General features: G+C 67.0%; 11 protein-coding genes. 7 read left to right on the top strand and 4 right to left on the bottom strand.

Annotated elements, in window-relative coordinates:
- Window positions 1–54: 54 nt before the first annotated feature.
- The 3 genes from xylF (at window position 55) to ROJ8625_RS09260 (ending at window position 3,281) form a co-directional block, all read left to right on the top strand.
- The gene (gene xylF / locus ROJ8625_RS09270; protein ID WP_085791604.1) at window positions 55–1,086 is read left to right on the top strand and encodes a D-xylose ABC transporter substrate-binding protein; all 1,032 of its coding nucleotides are present in this window, start codon (window positions 55–57) and stop codon (window positions 1,084–1,086) included.
- Between the two features lie 132 nt (window positions 1,087–1,218).
- Window positions 1,219–2,514, top strand: coding sequence for a sugar ABC transporter permease (locus ROJ8625_RS09265; protein ID WP_085791603.1), 1,296 nt, complete (start codon window positions 1,219–1,221; stop codon window positions 2,512–2,514).
- Complete coding sequence (locus tag ROJ8625_RS09260) at window positions 2,514–3,281, top strand: ATP-binding cassette domain-containing protein (protein ID WP_085791602.1); 768 nt, start codon at window positions 2,514–2,516, stop codon at window positions 3,279–3,281. Before ROJ8625_RS09265 ends, ROJ8625_RS09260 begins: the two co-directional genes overlap by 1 nt.
- Window positions 3,282–3,302: 21 nt before the next feature.
- On the opposite strand, the gene ROJ8625_RS09255 is transcribed toward ROJ8625_RS09260, so the two are convergent.
- Both ROJ8625_RS09255 and ROJ8625_RS09250 read right to left on the bottom strand, forming a co-directional pair.
- Window positions 3,303–4,223, bottom strand: a complete 921-nt coding sequence (locus ROJ8625_RS09255; RefSeq protein ID WP_085791601.1) for a PHP domain-containing protein — start codon at window positions 4,221–4,223, stop codon at window positions 3,303–3,305.
- A 135-nt stretch (window positions 4,224–4,358) separates the two neighbouring features.
- Entirely contained in the window at window positions 4,359–8,708 is a 4,350-nt protein-coding gene (locus ROJ8625_RS09250; protein WP_085791600.1) for a choice-of-anchor I family protein, read from the bottom strand.
- A gap of 182 nt (window positions 8,709–8,890) precedes the next feature.
- On the opposite strand from ROJ8625_RS09250, the gene typA reads away from it, so the two are divergent.
- From typA to ROJ8625_RS09235, 3 genes are read left to right on the top strand one after another with little or no spacing between them, the layout of a single operon-like run.
- Window positions 8,891–10,708, top strand: a complete 1,818-nt coding sequence (gene typA, locus ROJ8625_RS09245; protein ID WP_085791599.1) for a translational GTPase TypA — start codon at window positions 8,891–8,893, stop codon at window positions 10,706–10,708.
- Window positions 10,705–11,028, top strand: coding sequence for a cupin domain-containing protein (locus ROJ8625_RS09240; protein WP_085791598.1), 324 nt, complete (start codon window positions 10,705–10,707; stop codon window positions 11,026–11,028). The genes typA and ROJ8625_RS09240 overlap by 4 nt, the downstream gene beginning before the upstream one ends.
- Before the next feature lie 55 nt (window positions 11,029–11,083).
- On the top strand, window positions 11,084–11,755 hold the full coding sequence (locus ROJ8625_RS09235; protein WP_085791597.1) for a DUF6639 family protein: 672 nt from the start codon (window positions 11,084–11,086) through the stop codon (window positions 11,753–11,755).
- A gap of 18 nt (window positions 11,756–11,773) precedes the next feature.
- Here ROJ8625_RS09235 and ROJ8625_RS09230 read toward each other — a convergent pair whose 3' ends face one another.
- Window positions 11,774–12,061, bottom strand: coding sequence for a DUF1330 domain-containing protein (locus ROJ8625_RS09230; RefSeq protein WP_085791596.1), 288 nt, complete (start codon window positions 12,059–12,061; stop codon window positions 11,774–11,776).
- A 3-nt stretch (window positions 12,062–12,064) separates the two neighbouring features.
- The gene (gene alaS, locus ROJ8625_RS09225; protein ID WP_085791595.1) at window positions 12,065–14,725 is read right to left on the bottom strand and encodes an alanine--tRNA ligase; all 2,661 of its coding nucleotides are present in this window, start codon (window positions 14,723–14,725) and stop codon (window positions 12,065–12,067) included.
- A 157-nt stretch (window positions 14,726–14,882) separates the two neighbouring features.
- On the opposite strand from alaS, the gene ROJ8625_RS09220 reads away from it, so the two are divergent.
- The gene (locus tag ROJ8625_RS09220) at window positions 14,883–16,460 is read left to right on the top strand and encodes an SLC13 family permease (RefSeq protein WP_085791594.1); all 1,578 of its coding nucleotides are present in this window, start codon (window positions 14,883–14,885) and stop codon (window positions 16,458–16,460) included.
- Window positions 16,461–16,464 lie beyond the last annotated feature (4 nt).

The raw sequence follows: 16,464 nt of genomic DNA, 5'->3' as shown, positions 1-16,464 counted from the left end.
GCGATTCCGCCGCAAGGCCCGGAACCCACGGGTCACGACATGGGAGGATATCTGATGCACAGAAGAACGCTCTTCGCGGCGCTTGCGGCCGCAACCTGCCTGACGGCGCCGGCCTTTGCACAAGACGGCATGACCGTCGGTGTGAGCTGGTCCAACTTCCAGGAAGAGCGCTGGAAGACCGACGAGGCGGCGATCCAGGGCGCGCTCGACGAAGCGGGCGCAGAATACGTGTCGACCGACGCGCAATCGTCGTCGGCCAAGCAGCTGTCGGACGTCGAGAGCCTGATCGCGCAGGGTGTCGACGCGCTCATCATTCTTGCGCAGGACGCCTCGGCCATCGGGCCCGCAGTGCAGGCTGCCGCCGACGAGGGCATCCCGGTCATCGCCTATGACCGCCTGATCGAGGACGAGCGCGCCTTCTACCTGACGTTCGACAACATCGAGGTCGGCCGGATGCAGGCTCGCGCGATCCTCGAGGAGCAGCCCTCCGGCAATTACGTGATGATCAAGGGCTCGCCCACCGACCCGAACGCGGACTTCCTTCGCGGCGGCCAGCAGGAGGTCCTGCAGGACGCGATCGACGCGGGCGACATCACCATCGTCGGGGAGGCCTATACCGACGGCTGGTTGCCGGCGAACGCGCAGCGCAACATGGAGCAGATCCTGACCGCCGAGGGCAACGAGGTCGATGCCGTGGTCGCGTCGAACGACGGCACCGCGGGTGGCGCCGTGGCGGCGCTCACGGCGCAGGGCATGGAAGGGATCCCGGTCTCCGGCCAGGATGCCGACCACGCGGCGCTCAACCGCATCGCCAAAGGAACGCAGACCGTAAGCGTCTGGAAAGACAGCCGCGATCTCGGCCAGCGCGCGGGCGAGATCGCTCTCGAGCTCGCTTCGGGGACCGCGATGTCCGACATCGAAGGCGCGGAAGCGTGGACCTCGCCGGGCGGCACGACCCTCTGGTCCGAGTTCCTGAACCCGGTTCCGATCACGCAGGACAACCTCAGCGAGGTCGTCGATGCGGGCTGGATCGATCAGGAAACGCTCTGCCAGGGCGTGTCGGACGGCCCGGCACCCTGCAACTGATCCTCTGATCGCGGCGGACGGCACGGGCCGTCCGCCGTTTTCCGTCCGGGTCCGTGACGTGCCGCCACAGGGCAGAGGCGCGCCGGCGCGCGATCCGTGATACGTTATTCTCCGAGACCGCAGGAGGGCAGCATGGCCGATACCGCCGCAGCCAAGGGCGACGCGCCGCGCCGCAAGTCTCTGCTCGACACGCTCGAGGTCGATACCCGGCTTCTGGGCATGATCGGCGCCTTCGTGGTGCTGTGCCTCGTGTTCAACATCATCACCGACGGGCGCTTTCTGACACCGCGCAATGTGTTCAACCTGACGATTCAGACCGTCAGCGTTGCGTTGATGGCGACCGGTATGGTCTTCGTCATCGTCACTCGCCACATCGACCTGTCCGTGGGCTCGCTCCTGGCAACCTGTTCGGCGGTCATGGCGATGACCCAGACGGCGATCCTTCCGGATCTGCTGGGCGGTCTCAACCACCCGCTGACCGCGCCGATCGCGCTGGTCATCGGGCTCTGCGTGGGGGCTCTGATCGGCGCCTTCAACGGCTGGCTCATCGGTTACCTGACGATCCCGGCGTTCATCGTGACGCTGGGCGGGCTGCTCGTCTGGCGCAACGTCGCATGGTACCTCACGAACGGTCAGACGATCGGCCCGCTCGACGCCAATTTCCGCCTCCTGGGCGGAATCAACGGCACCCTGGGCGAAACCGGGTCCTGGATCGTCGGCATCGTTGCGGTCGTCGCGGCGCTGCTCGCGCTCGCCTCCGGCCGCCGCTCCAAGAAGGCGCACGACTTCCCCGTCAAACCGCTCTGGGCGGAAATCCTCCTCGGCGCGATCATGGCGGCCGTGATCCTAGGCTTCGTGGCGGTCCTGAATGCCTACGACGTGCCGGAGAACCGGCTGGAGCGCCTGTTCGAGGCGCGCGGCGAGACCATGCCCGAGGGCTACACCGAAGGCTACGGCATCCCGTATTCGGTTCTCCTGCTCATCATCGTGGCCATCGTGATGACGGTGGTGGCACGCAAGACGCGGCTCGGACGATACATCTTCGCCACCGGCGGTAACCCCGACGCGGCGGAGTTGTCGGGCATCAACACGCGGCTCCTGACCGTGAAGGTCTTCGCGATCATGGGCTTTCTTTGCGCACTGTCGGCCGCGGTCGCGTCGGCCCGCCTGACGTTCCATTCCAACGACATCGGCACGCTGGACGAATTGCGCGTGATCGCGGCGGCGGTCATCGGTGGCACCGCGCTCGCCGGCGGGATCGGTACGATCTATGGCGCGATCCTCGGTGCGCTCATCATGCAGTCGCTGCAATCCGGGATGGCCATGGTCGGCGTCGACGCGCCGTTTCAGAACATCGTCGTGGGCGCGGTGCTCGTTGTCGCCGTTCTCGTCGACATCCTCTACCGCAAGCGCACGGGAGCGAAATGATGGTCGATCGCAGCGGAACGCCCCTCGTCGAACTTCGCGACATCTCGATCGCCTTCGGGGGCATCAAGGCCGTGGACCACGTATCGGTCGACCTGTTTCCCGGCGAGGTCGTGGGCCTTCTGGGTCACAACGGCGCCGGCAAGTCGACGCTGATCAAGTGCCTGTCGGGGGCCTACCGGCAGGACAGCGGCGACGTCTTCATCAATGGCGAGAAGGCAAAGATCGACAATCCGCGCGACGCGCGCGGCTACAACATCGAGACGATCTACCAGACGCTCGCGCTGGCCGACAATCTCGACGCGTCGGCCAACCTCTTTCTCGGACGCGAGATCGTGACGCCGCTCGGGCTCGTGGACGAGTCGGCGATGGAGGCCGAGACGCGCAAGATCATGAACCGTCTCAACCCCAACTTCCGCAAGTTCAACGCGCCGGTCTCGGCGCTGTCCGGCGGGCAGCGGCAGTCGGTGGCGATCGCACGGGCGGTCTACTTCAATGCGAAGATCCTGATCATGGACGAGCCGACCGCCGCCCTGGGCCCCGCCGAGACGCAGATGGTGGCCGAGATCATCGGCGAGTTGAAGCGGCAGGGGATCGGCATCTTCCTGATCGATCACGACGTGCATCAGGTGAAGCGGCTCTGCGACCGGGCTGCGGTGATGAAGAACGGCGAACTCGTGGGCGGCGTCGTCGATGTCGACAAGGTCTCGACCGACGACCTGCTCGGCATGATCATCGCGGGCAAGACGCCGGAGCACCTCGCGGCCTGACGCGGCCGGGCGCGGCGTCGCTCAGCGCCTGATCGGGTTCGACCACGCGCGCCGTCCGGCGGCGTCGACGACCGTGACGCGCAGCCAGGGACTGTCGCCCAGCCGCGCCAGCTTGATCTCGGTCCCGGTCATCGCAGGGCCGTGCGCGACCGCTGCGGCGGAGCCGTGGCCCTGGACGATTACACGCTCGACGGCCGAACTGGCGACGCGCAGAACCTTGCCCTCGATCTCGATGTGGCGCAGTTCCGGCCCCTCCGAGGCGTAGAATGCGCCGGCCTTGAGCGCCGAGAGAAGCGCCTCCGGCGTGTTCTCCTCGGCCTTGACCATCACCCAGCCGCCGAAGTGATCCGGCTCGGAAAAGTGCGCGTCGTCCGTCGCGATCAGCGACGGCATCCTGCCAGCCGCCAGCATCAGATCGGCGATATGACCGCCCGCGCCGCGATCCGCGCCGACGTGGCAGGAATGGTTGTGGATCTCGACGGCATGGGTGGCGTCGATGCTCATCGCGTCGCTCGGGGTCAGCCCGGACCAGTGCGGGTGCGCGATGGCGACGAAGGCGCCGGCGTCCCGCGCGCGCCGCGCGATCTCCGGCCCGCTCTCCTGCCCCTCGACGGGCGTGAAGTGCGGGCTGTTCGAGGGCGCGAAGTCCGGCGGCAGTCCGACCGCCAGCAAATGCCAGAGCTCGCCGTTTTCCATCCGGCCCGAATGCAGCTCGGCGCCAAGAAGCGTGGTGAAGCCGTTGCCGCGGAACGGCACCGTATCGGTGATCGGGTAGCCGAAGAGCCCGACGAAGTGATCTGTCACCGCGATGAAGTCGTAGCCCTGAGCACGGTAGCGCCGGCACACCTCCTCGGGCGGGAGCGCGCCGTCGGACATGTTTGAATGGGTGTGCAGGTTGCCGCGCCAGAAACGTCCGGGCGCGGTAAAGGCGGCGAGGGTCATGTTCGCGGACTCCGGCGCGGGGAAGGGGGCATGCCCGGTGTCACCCGGCAGTGCGACGATCTCGTGACGGCAGATGCCCGAACGCAACGGAGCCCCGCAAGGGGGGCTCCGCGCAAGACCGTTTGGCCGTGGCGATCAGAACAGGAAGTCGTCCGCGCCGAGAGCGTCAGCCGAAACGCCGGTCAGCGTGATCGTGGCGCCGTCCACGGTGATGACCGCACCGTCGTCGCCATCGTCGATCTCGAGTTCGTCGAAGTCGCCGCCGACGATCCGGATCTGGTCCGTGCCGTCCTCGAAATCGGTGATGAGGTCGGCATCCTCGTCCTCGATGTCGCGGAAGACGAACAGGTCGGAGCCTTCGCCGCCGGTCAGGGTGTCGTCGCCGGTGCCGCCATTCAGCGTGTCGTCCCCGGTGCCGCCCGACAGGACGTCGTCTCGCCCGCCGCCGGCGAGGAAGTCGTCGCCGCTGCCGCCGGTGATGACATCGCTGCCAAGGCCGCCGCCGATGACATCGGCGCCGACGCCGCCGTCGATCGTGTCCATCCCGTTGCCGCCGCCGATGCTGTCCGCACCGGTGCCGCCCGAGATCACGTCGTCCTGGAACCCGCCGCCCATCGTGTCGGCACCCTGACCGCCGGTCATGGTGTCCTCGCCGGTGCCGCCGTAGACAAGGTCATTGCCGTCGCCGCCGTCGATCCGGTCGTTGCGGCCGCCGCCGCCGATCTGGTCGTCGCCGTTGCCGCCGGTGATCGTGTCGTCACCGAGGCCACCGCCGATGCTGTCGTCGCCGTCACCGCCGGAAACCACGTCGCGGCCTGCGCCGGCGCCGATGTTGTCGTCGCCGCCGTTGCCGGAAATGAGGTCCGCGCCGATTCCGCCAAACAGCAGGTCGTCCCCGGCGCCGCCGGTCAGATCGTCGTCGTCGGTTCCACCGACGAGCAGTTCGCCGTCCTCGTCCGCGACCAGCGACACGCCCGGGGTGATGCCCGACACGGCGTAGGCGACCGTGTTGCCGTCACCTTCGTAGGACACGTAGATCTTTGCCGTGCCGTCGAAGCTGTCCTCGGCCGATACGAACTGGATGACTTCGGGGCTGAGGTTCCCGTTCGCCTCGCTGTCGATGTAGTTGACGAAGGACGGATCCTCCGGGTTCGACAGGTCGAAGACGAAGATGCCGTTGTCGCGCTCGAGCCCGATGAACGCCAGCGGCCGGCCGTCGACGATGCCGACCGACACTGCCTCGGGCTCGACGCCCTTGTTGTCGGAGCGGCCGTCGAACTCGCCGTCATCGGCATTGAAGAGCTCTGGGCGGATCTCGGCGATCAGGCGCGAGAACTGCGAGCCGGAGTCGAAGACAACGTTGCCGTCGGTGTCGAGAATGGTGAACGACCGCGATCCGTAGGTGTAGAGTTCTTCGTACTCTCCGTCGCTGTCGGTGTCGCCGAGGTCCGACCGGATGCCGAGCGGGCCGGCATTCTCGTCGCGCTGCAGCACCTCGGCATTCGGGAAGGCCGTGGCGTCGAGCGTGACGTCGCCCACCTCGGTTTCCGTGTCGTCGCGTGCGTCGCCTTCGTTGGCGGTCACCACGTAGGTCTCGCCGTCGAATTCGTAGGAGGCGATGGCATCGGGCTGACGCATCCCGAAGAGGTTGGGGTAGGTCTGCAGGCTGATCGCGTTGTCGTCGTTCGACGCGTCCAGCGGCACTTCGGACCGGTCCGTCAGGCCGAAAGAGCGGATCGCCGTGACCGAGTTCGTGGTCAGGTCGATCACCGCGTAGGCGTTGGCCTCCTGCAGCGACACCCAGGCTTCCTCGCCGCCCGGCAGGACGGTGATGTACTCGGGCTCGAGGTCCTGGCTTACCGGCACGCCGGGTTCGAGCAGGACCCCGTCGGCGCGCAGCGCCGCCTCCTGACCGTCGAACGGAATGAAGTTCAGGCTGGACACGGTGGCCGCCGCGGCGCCGCCCGAAACGTCGATGATCGATACCGAGCCGCGCGGGTTGCCGGCATCCGTCGGCTCGCCCTCGTTCGCGACGAGGATCCGTGTGCCGGCCTCGTCGAAGGTCACCATGTCGGGCAGATTGCCGACGGTCACGGTGTTGAGCAGCGTGCCGGTCGCGTCGAACAGGGCGACCACGCCATCGGTGGCGTTCCCGTCCTCGTCCTCGATGTTGATCGCCGCCGCGATCAGGCCATCACGCGCCGCGACCGACTGCACGCCGGCGTATCCCTCGACCGCGGACAGGTCGAACGCCGCGACCTTCACGCCACTCGCGGCGTCGAACACGTCGATCTGGTCCTGAGCGGCGTTGGTTGTGTAGACGCGGTCGCTGTCTACCGAAACGACCTCGGAGCCGCCGGTGAAGAGCTCGGTCTCGCCCGAGTCGAACTGCGTCTCGCGGACGATCCGGATGGTGCGGTCGGGCGTGTCGAGCGTGATGAAATCCTGGCCGCCATTCTGGGCGAGCTGGACGATCCGGGTATCGTTCGACGGGCTCGTCTCGGCCATGTCGAAGGCGGGGTCCTCGTCCGCGAAGTTGGCCTGAAGGTAGTCCTGGAACGCCGCCTGCTCTCCGAGGATATCGTCGGCGTCGGGATCGGTCGTGGTGCCGCCTCCATCGGTCAGGAAGACCTGGTCGGTCGCGATCTCCTGGAAAGGGTAGCTGTCGCCGTTGTTGTTGACGAGGAAGTCGAGCGACACGACGCGGACTTCTTCCGGCGCGGCGTCGGTGAAGGCGCCGTCGCGATAGATCACGATGTCCTCGCCGGTCTCCGGGTCGATGATCGCGACGGTCTGGACGCGCTGACCGGCGGTCTCGGTCTCGACGGTGCCGTTCTCGGCCGGGATGTAATCACCGTCCTCGGTGGCGAAGACCTGCGCGGGCTGCGTCTCGTCGAAGGAGAAGCGCAGGCCGCCGATCTGGGCGAACTGGCCGGGGGTGTCGCCGGCCTCGGTGTCGGTCGCGGCGACCGCGTGCTCGAGCAGTTGCAGGAGACCTTCTTTGGTCACCGAGAACACGGTGAGGCCGTTGTTGAAGCGCAGCGAATTCTCGATGTCGAGCTGGCTGATCTGGCCGTCGCCCGGTGTCAGGCGGCCGTCCATATCGACGGAGCCGATATCCGACCGGATGCCGCCGCCGTTCTTGAACGACACCAGTACGCTGTCGTCCACGGCGCGGGCCGCGGCGAGGTTCGCGTCGGCCGTCAGGTTGCCGAGGTTGGTCTCTTCTGTGCGCACCGACTCGCGGCGGCCGTCGAGGTAGACGTCCTGCGCACCGAAGATGACGCTGTCGCGCTCCTCGACGATCGTGGCGACCTCGGAGGTCAGGTCTTCGACGATATCGGCCGTGGGGGAGCCGTTGATCGCGTCCTCGATGGTCGCGGCGCCGGTCACGGCGAGTGTGCCGGCCTCGTCGGTCGCATAGACGCCCGATTCCGCGTCGTCGATGCTGTCGAGCTCGATCACACCGTCGTCGTCGAAGGTCACGACGAGGCGGCCGACATAGCTGTATTCGCCGTTGGTCCCGACGATGAGGGTCGGCTCGCCATCGGCGTTCATGGTTTCGAACGGATAGGTTTCCTCGGCCTCGTCACCGTCGCGCAGATCGTCGGTGTCGTCGGCCTGCAGGGTGTTCGAGCCGCCGGCGATGATGATGTCGACGCCCGACAGCAGCCCGGCGAGCTCCTGTTCCAGCGAGAACTGCTGCAGGTGCGAGGTCACGATGATCTTGTTCACGCCGTCGTCGATCAGCGCGTCGATCTGCGGCTGGAGCGCGGCGGCCAGCGCCGCCATGTCGTTTGCGTTGCCGGTCGTTTCCTCGACGCCGCCGACCGAGGAGATCGATTCGATGAGCTGCGTGGTGGCGCCAACGACGCCGATGCGCTCGCCGCCTTCCTCGATGATCGTGGCAGGCGCGACGGAAGCGTCGGCCTCGCCAGCGAGGATGTCCTCGAGGCTTTCGTCATAGCTGTCGGAGGTGCGGATTTCGTCGGTGAACAGCCCGGAAAGGTTGCCGTCGCCCGAGAAGTCGAGGTTCGACGACAGGTAGGGGAACCACGAGCCGGTCCACTCGATGGCGCCTTCGTCGACGGCGGCGCCGATGATCTCGGAGAACGCGGAGGTGCCGGCGTCGAACTCGTGGTTGCCGATCGCCGAGGCGTCGAAGCCGATGAAGTTCATGATCGAGATGTCGACCCGGCCGCCGCCCCGCGCGAGGTCGAGGGCAGACAGGTCGTCCGCGTCGAGGCCGACGACCTCGGTGTAGTAGCGCGTATATGCGTCGGTCAGTATGCCGCCGAACGCGAAATCGGCTGCCGTCGAAAAGAACACGCCGGGGATGTAGTTGTCGCCCGAGGAGATGATCGCGGTATTCTGCGATCCGTCGTCGAAGGTGTCGACGATTGCAGCGAAGTTGGGCGCGTTCTCGAGTGCGTCCACTCCGCCTTCGAGATCGTTGGCGTGCAGCAGCTGAAGCGTATACGGCATTGAAGTCCCCGAATTCTGAGAGCGTTAATGATTGAGGCGCTAGCACGCTTATGTGTCAGTTTTGTCATGGATCCGGAGACAATCGGCGCGCGCGGAACGACGCCGCGCTGCGGCGATGGCCTCTGGCCTTTTGGCCGCGTGGCGGTTAGTGCGCGCGCAACACCTCCCGAAGGATGACGGATATGGACCTGCGCAACGTCGCGATCATCGCCCACGTGGACCACGGCAAGACCACGCTCGTGGACGAACTGCTCAAGCAGTCGGGGGCCTTCCGAGAGAACCAGGCCGTCGCCGAGCGCGCGATGGACAGCAACGACCTCGAGCGTGAACGCGGCATCACCATTCTCGCCAAGGCGACGAGCGTCGAGTGGAAGGGCACCCGCATCAACATCGTCGACACGCCCGGCCACGCCGATTTCGGCGGCGAGGTGGAGCGCATCCTGTCGATGGTCGACGGTGTCGTGCTCCTCGTCGACGCGGCCGAGGGGCCGATGCCGCAGACCAAGTTCGTGACATCGAAGGCGCTGGCGCTCGGCCTGCGGCCGATCGTGGTGCTCAACAAGGTCGACAAGCCCGACGCGGAGCCCGACCGCGCGCTCGACGAATGTTTCGATCTGTTTGCCAATCTCGGCGCGGACGACGACCAGCTCGACTTTCCGCACATGTATGCGTCGGGCCGGTCCGGCTGGGCCGATCACGAGCTGGACGGCCCTCGCAAGGATCTGTCGGCGCTCTTCAAGCTGATCGTCGATCACGTGCCCGAGCCGAAGCAGGTCAAGCGCGTGGACGAGGATTTCCGGATGCTCGCCACAACGCTCGGCGCCGATCCTTTCCTCGGCCGCCTGCTGACCGGCCGCGTGGAATCCGGCCGGCTGAAGATGGGCGCGACGGTGCAGGCGTTGTCGCGCATCGGCCAGAAGGTCGAGCAGTTCCGCGTCGCGCGGATCCGCGCCTTCCGTGGGCTCGACTATCAGGACATCGACGAGGCCCGAGCGGGCGACATCGTCACGCTGTCGGGAATGTCGAAGGCCACGGTGGCCGATACGATCTGCGCCCTCGCGGTGGATGAACCGCTCGACGCGCAGCCCATCGATCCGCCGACCATTACCGTGACATTCGGCATCAACGACAGCCCGCTCGCCGGCCGCGACGGCAAGAAGGTGCAATCGCGCGTCATTCGCGAGCGACTGATGAAGGAAGCGGAATCGAACGTCGCGATCAAGGTCAAGGACACGCCGGGCGGCGAGGCGTTCGAGGTCTCGGGCCGCGGCGAGCTTCAGATGGGCGTGCTGGTCGAGAACATGCGCCGCGAGGGGTTCGAACTGAGCATCGCGCGCCCGCAGGTCATCATGCGTGACGGCGAAGACGGGCTCGAGGAGCCGGTCGAGGAAGTCACCATCGATGTCGACGACGACTATTCCGGCGCGGTGATCGAAAAGCTCACAGGGACCCGCAAAGGTGATCTGGTGGAGATGAAGCCCGCCGGCACCGGCAAGACGCGCATCATCGCGCATGTCCCGGCGCGCGGGCTCATCGGGTATCACGGCGAGTTCCTGACCGACACGCGCGGCACAGGCGTGATGAACCGCGTGTTCCAGGGCTGGACGCCGCACAAGGGCCCGATCCCCGGCCGCCGCGCGGGCGTTCTCATCTCGATGGAGGCCGGAGAGGCCGTGGCTTACGCGCTGTGGAACCTCGAAGAGCGCGGACGCATGTTCATCGGACCGCAAGAGAAGGTCTACGAGGGCATGATCATCGGCGAGCACAGCCGAGAGAACGATCTCGAGGTGAACCCGCTCAAGGGCAAGAAGCTGACGAACGTGCGCGCGTCGGGGTCCGACGACGCGGTGCGCCTGACGCCGCCGACGACGCTCAGCCTCGAAGAGGCGATCGCCTACATCAACGACGACGAACTGGTCGAGGTGACGCCCAATTCCGTCCGGCTGCGCAAGCGGTTCCTCGATCCGCACGAGCGCAAGCGCATGGCGAAGGCGTCGTGAGCACGCTGAAGGTCAGCCCCGGTCTCGATGGCCACGTCGAGGGGCGCGATCTCGGGGTCGACATCACCGTTCTGTTCGTCACCGCTGACACCGTGGGGCAGGGGCCGAAGCTGCACTGGCACCCCTATGACGAGCTGTTCGTGATCCGCCGTGGCCGCGCCCGGTTCACCATCGGCGACGATACGATAGAGGGCGCGGCCGGCGACGTGATCCACGGGCCGGCCCGCGTGCCGCACACCTTCGAGGTGCTGGAGGCGCCCTACGAGGCGCAGGACATCCACCTGTCACCCGAGTGGATCCAGACCGACATCGAGGACTGACCTGCCGGCAGATCGCGTGGTATACTGCGACCCGTAAAGCGGCGGAATACTCGCGATGCTCAGGTGGTTCGGACTTCTTGCGTTCTTGGCGGCAACCGCCGGCGAAGCGGGAGGAGAGCCGCGACTGCTCTGCGATGACGCGTCCCTGACGGTCGAGGGCGGGAGCGCCGCCGTCCGCCAGCGCATCTGCGATGTGGTGGCGCGCGAAGTCCCGAAGCTGGCCTCCTGCAACGTACGTGTTCCCGCGGATCTGACGCTGCGTATCGAGAAGGATCTCGCGCCGGACTGCATGGGCCTTTTCCATTGCGGCAAATCCCTGATCCAGCTGCTGCCGCCCGATCTGATGAGCGAGCGACGCAGGCCCGACCGTGCCTTCGCGACCGTGCCGGACGGTGCGTATTTCGACAGCGTCATCGTGCACGAGTTGACGCACGCCGCCTATGACGCCGTGCCATGCCCCTTCACGCATTGTGTCGCGACCACCGAATACGTCGCCTATGCCATGCAGATCCGGTCGCTGCCGCCCGGGGCGCGCGCGGCCTTCGAAGCAGCCTCGGAGATCGATCACGACATCGCGCGGGACGAGCTGAACGCGATGTACTATGCCTTTGCACCCGACCGTTTCGCGCAAAAGGCATGGCTTCACTTCACGCAGCGCGAGGACGGGTGCGCACTGATCGGCCAGGTCATGGACGGCGCAGTGTTTTTCGACCAGGAGCACTTCTGAAAAGCCCCGGTCGGCTCTTCACTCGGAGGTTTCGACGATCAGAAGCTCGCGTTCCGACGCGCCGCGCGCGTGGCTCAGGGCCTCCTGGTAGGCGTCCGAGTGGTAACAGTCTTCGGCTGCCTCGACCGAGGGAAACTTTGCCACCACGTTGCGCGGCCGGTCCTTGCCCTCGAGCTGCACGTAGCGGCCGCCGCGGGCGATGAACGCGCCACCGTGCGCGGCGATGGCGGGGCCGGCCAGCTCGGCGTATTTCTTGTAGGCGGCTTCGTCGGTCACGGTCACGTGGGCGATCCAGAGTGCGGGCATGGTCTATCCTCCGATCACCGCCGCGGCGGCCTTGATTGCATCTTCGGCGTTGTCAGCGGATGGGCCGCCACCTTGCGCCATGTCAGGGCGTCCGCCGCCGCCCTTGCCGCCGAGTTCGGCGACCGCGGCCTTGACCAGGTCGACCGCGGAGATGCGGCCGGTCAGATCCTCGGTCACGCCGGCCGCGACCGCGGCCTTGCCGCCCGCGTCCGCGATCAGCAGGACCGCGCCGGAGCCGAGCCGCGCCTTGTGCTCGTCGATCAGCGGCGGGAGGTCCTTGCCCGTGACGCCGGCCATGACCTGCGCAAGGAACGGCACGCCGGCGATATCGCGCGCCTCGGGCGCCGCCGCGCCACCGCCGCCCGACATCGCCAGTTCCCGGCGAAGTTGTGCGACCTCGTTTTGCAGAGCACGACGCTCCTCGGCGAGACTCCGGACCCGGTCGTGCAGATCGGCGCGCGAGGTTTTCAGCTCGAGCGCCAGGTCGGCCACCGTGCGGTCTTGCTCGGCAAGATAGGCAAACGCAGCCTCACCGGTCAGCGCCTCGATCCGGCGCACCCCGGCGGACGACGCGCTGTCGGCGGTGGTGACGAAGACGCCGATGTCGCCGGTCTGTCTCACATGCGTGCCGCCGCAGAGTTCGATCGAGTAGGTCACGCCGTCGGCGCCCTTGCCGGAGCCATCCTGCGTGCCCATCGACACGACACGCACCTCGTCCCCGTACTTTTCGCCAAAGAGCGCCTGCGCGCCCATCGCCCGGGCGTCGTCCGGCGTCATAATCCGCGTGGTCACCGGCGTGTTCTGCCGGATGTAGGTGTTCACCTCGGCCTCGATCTCCGACAGCTCCTGCGGGCTGAGCGCCTTGGCGTGAGAGAAGTCGAAACGCAGTCGGTCGGGCGCGTTGAGAGAGCCGCGCTGCGCGACGTGATCGCCGAGCGCGCGGCGCAGCGCCTCGTGCAGCAGGTGCGTTGCCGAGTGGTTGGCCCGGATCGCCGTCCGGCGAGCGTGATCGACCTCGAGCTTGGCGGCGGCGCCGGCGGCGATATCGCCCTCGGTCACTTCGGCGAAGTGGATGAAGACACCGGCAGTCTTCTTCGTGTCCGTCACGCGAGCCTTGCCGCCGTCGGTCACGATCTCGCCGGTGTCGCCGACCTGTCCGCCCGCTTCGGCGTAGAACGGCGTCTGGTTCAGCACCAGCTGCACGCTGTCGCCCTTGGCCGCGCTGTCGACCGACGCGCCGTCGCGCACGACGGCCTGCACCACGCCCTCGGCGGTTTCGGTGTCGTAGCCGAGGAAGTCCGTCGCGCCGTGCTCGTCGGCAATGTCGTACCAGATCTCCGCATCCGCCGTTTCGCCCGACCCCGACCAGGCCGCGCGGGCGCGCGCCTTCTGTTCGGCCATCGCGGCGTCAAAGCCCTCGGTGTCGACACTGCGTTCGCGCTCGCGCAGCGCGTCCTGCGTGAGGTCGAGCGGGAAGCCGTAGGTGTCGTAGAGCTTGAACGCCGCGGCGCCGGGCAGGGGCGCGTCGTCGGGCAGGGCCGACAGCTCGTCGTCGAGGAGCTTCAGCCCCCGGTCGAGCGTCGCCTTGAACCGCGTCTCCTCCAGCCGCAGCGTCTCCTCGATCAGCGCCTGGGCGCGACCGAGTTCGGGATAGGCCGCGCCCATCTTCTGCACGAGCGCGGGCACCAGCCGGTGCATGACGGGATCCTTCGCGCCGAGCAGGTGCGCGTGGCGCATGGCCCGCCGCATGATCCGGCGCAGGACGTATCCGCGTCCGTCGTTCGACGGCATCACGCCATCGGCGATCAGGAATGAGGTCGAGCGCAGGTGATCGGCGATCACCCTGTGATGCGTCGATCCCGGGCCGTCGGGATCGGACGAGGTCACGTTGGCCGACGCCTCGATCAGCGCGCGCATCAGGTCGGTCGCGTAGTTGTCGTTGGTGCCCTGCAGCAGCGCCGCGACCCGTTCGATGCCCATTCCGGTGTCGATCGATTGGGCGTCGAGTTCGCGCATCGTGCCGTCCTCGAACAGCTCGTTCTGCATGAACACGATGTTCCAGATCTCGACGAAACGATCGCCGTCCTCCTCGGGCGTGCCCGGCGGGCCGCCCCAGTACTGGTCACCATGGTCGAAGAAGATCTCGGAGCAGGGACCGCAGGGGCCGGTGGAGCCCATCTGCCAGAAATTGTCCGAGGTCGGGATGCGCAGGATCCGCTCGTCCGGCAGCCCGGCAACCTTCTTCCAGATGTCGGCGGCTTCGTCGTCGGTGTGGTAGACGGTAACCAGAAGCCGCGAAGCGTCGATGCCGAGTTCCTTGGTCACCAGTTCCCACGCGAAGGGAATGGCCTCGGCCTTGAAATAGTCGCCGAACGAGAAGTTGCCCATCATCTCGAAAAACGTGTGGTGCCGGCGGGTATAGCCCACGTTGTCGAGGTCGTTGTGCTTGCCGCCGGCACGCACGCATTTCTGCGCGGTCGTGGCGCGCGTGTAGTCGCGTGTTTCCGTCCCGGTGAAGAGGTTCTTGAACTGCACCATGCCCGAGTTCGCGAACATCAGCGTCGGGTCGTTGCGCGGCACGAGCGGCGAGGACGGCACGACGGTGTGCCCCTGCGACTCGAAATAGCCCAGGAAGGTCGAGCGGATGTCGTTGAGGCTCGGCATGGAAGTCCTGTGTCTCCTACGGCGTGATCCCCGCCGGTGTAGCCACGCACCCGGAGGGTGTCCATAAGACGAAGCGCCCGGCGGAACCTTGCCGGGCCGCAAGCGGTTCGGCGTTGTTCCCGCAACGGAAGCCAGGATTTCGCGAGGGAGGCGCCCCATGGCAAGCGATACCGACACGGTGACGACCGACGAGCCGGCGCGGGATCCGCGCTGGCTCTGGGGCCTACGTGCGCTCGGGCTGATCGCGGCGCTATTGGTGTATCTCCTACTCGGCGGGGCCGAGAACCTGTCCGAGGAGGCGCGCCGGGTTGCGGCCATCGGCATGCTCATGGCGATCTGGTGGATGACAGAGGCGCTGCCGCTGTCGGCCACCGCGCTCTTGCCCATCGTGCTGTTGCCGGCACTCGCAGGCGTCGCGGTGGGCGACGCGACCGCCCCCTATGCGAGCTCGGTCGTGTTCCTGTTCCTCGGTGGCTTCCTCATCGCCATTGCGATGGAGAAATGGAACCTACACACCCGGATCGCGCTGATGACGCTGGCGCGCGTGGGCGTGTCCCCCTCGCGGATCGTCCTGGGGTTGATGCTCGCGACGGGATTCCTGTCGATGTGGGTGTCCAACACCGCCACAACGCTGATGATGCTGCCGATCGGCATCTCGATCCTGTCGCTGGTCGTCGACAGGTCCGCGTCGGATCAGGGCGCCGAGGTCGGCGACGAGGTGGCGCAGGGCAAGACCGTGAGCGAGGCGGTGCACGATCCCCAGATCCGCCGCTTCGGCATCTGTCTCGTGCTCGCCATCGCGTGGTCGGCGTCGATGGGTGGGCTGGGCACGCTTCTCGGGTCGCCGCCCAACGCCATCGTTGCCGGATACGCGTCGGACGAGCTTGGCCGCGACATCGGCTTTCTGAACTGGATGATCATCGGCTTTCCGCTCGCGCTGGTCTTCATCCTGCTCGGGTGGGTTCTGATGACCCAGGTGCTCTATCGCTTCGCGCTGGACGAGATCCCGGGCGGCCAGCAGATGATCGAGGACAGGCTTGCCGATCTCGGGACCCTGAGCCAGGGCGAGAAAATGGTCCTCGCGGTGTTCGTGTCCGCGGCCGTGCTGTGGATCGTGCCCGGGCTGCTGACGGAGATCGGCGCCATCGACCGCGCACTGCCCTGGCTGGGTGAGCTCGACGACACGGCGATTGCGATCGCGGCCGGCATCGCGCTCTTCCTGCTGCCCGGCAAGGAACGTTCGCAGATGGTTCTGAACTGGCAGGATGCCGAGAAGGGTCTGCCGTGGGGTGTGCTTCTCCTGTTCGGCGGCGGGCTCAGCCTCGCCGGCGCGGTGGCGTCGACAGGACTCGACGGCTGGCTCGGCGATCAGGTTACGGCGCTTGGCGGTTTGCCGACACTGGCGATCGTGGCGGCGGTTGTGACGCTTGTCCTGTTCCTGACCGAGATCACCTCGAACACGGCAACGGCCGCGACGTTCATCCCGATTCTCGGCGGTGTCGCGGTCGGGCTCGACATGGACGCGCTCACCCTGCTGATCCCGGCCGCCTTCGCAGCGACATGCGCCTTCATGCTGCCGGTCGGCACGCCGCCGAACGCGATCGTCTTCGGCACCGGCGCTGTCACGATCGGCCAGATGGCCCGCGGTGGCGTCGTTCTGAACGTGGTGGGGATCGTCCTGGTGACCACCTTCGCCTATCTGCTCGGTGGCGTCGCGCTCGGGCTGGAGTTCTGATCGG

The sequence above is a fragment of the Roseivivax jejudonensis genome (genome assembly GCF_900172265.1).
GTDB lineage: Bacteria > Pseudomonadota > Alphaproteobacteria > Rhodobacterales > Rhodobacteraceae > Roseivivax > Roseivivax jejudonensis.
Note: the sequence above shows the minus strand (reverse complement) of the source record. Positions and strands in the feature narration are given on the sequence as shown.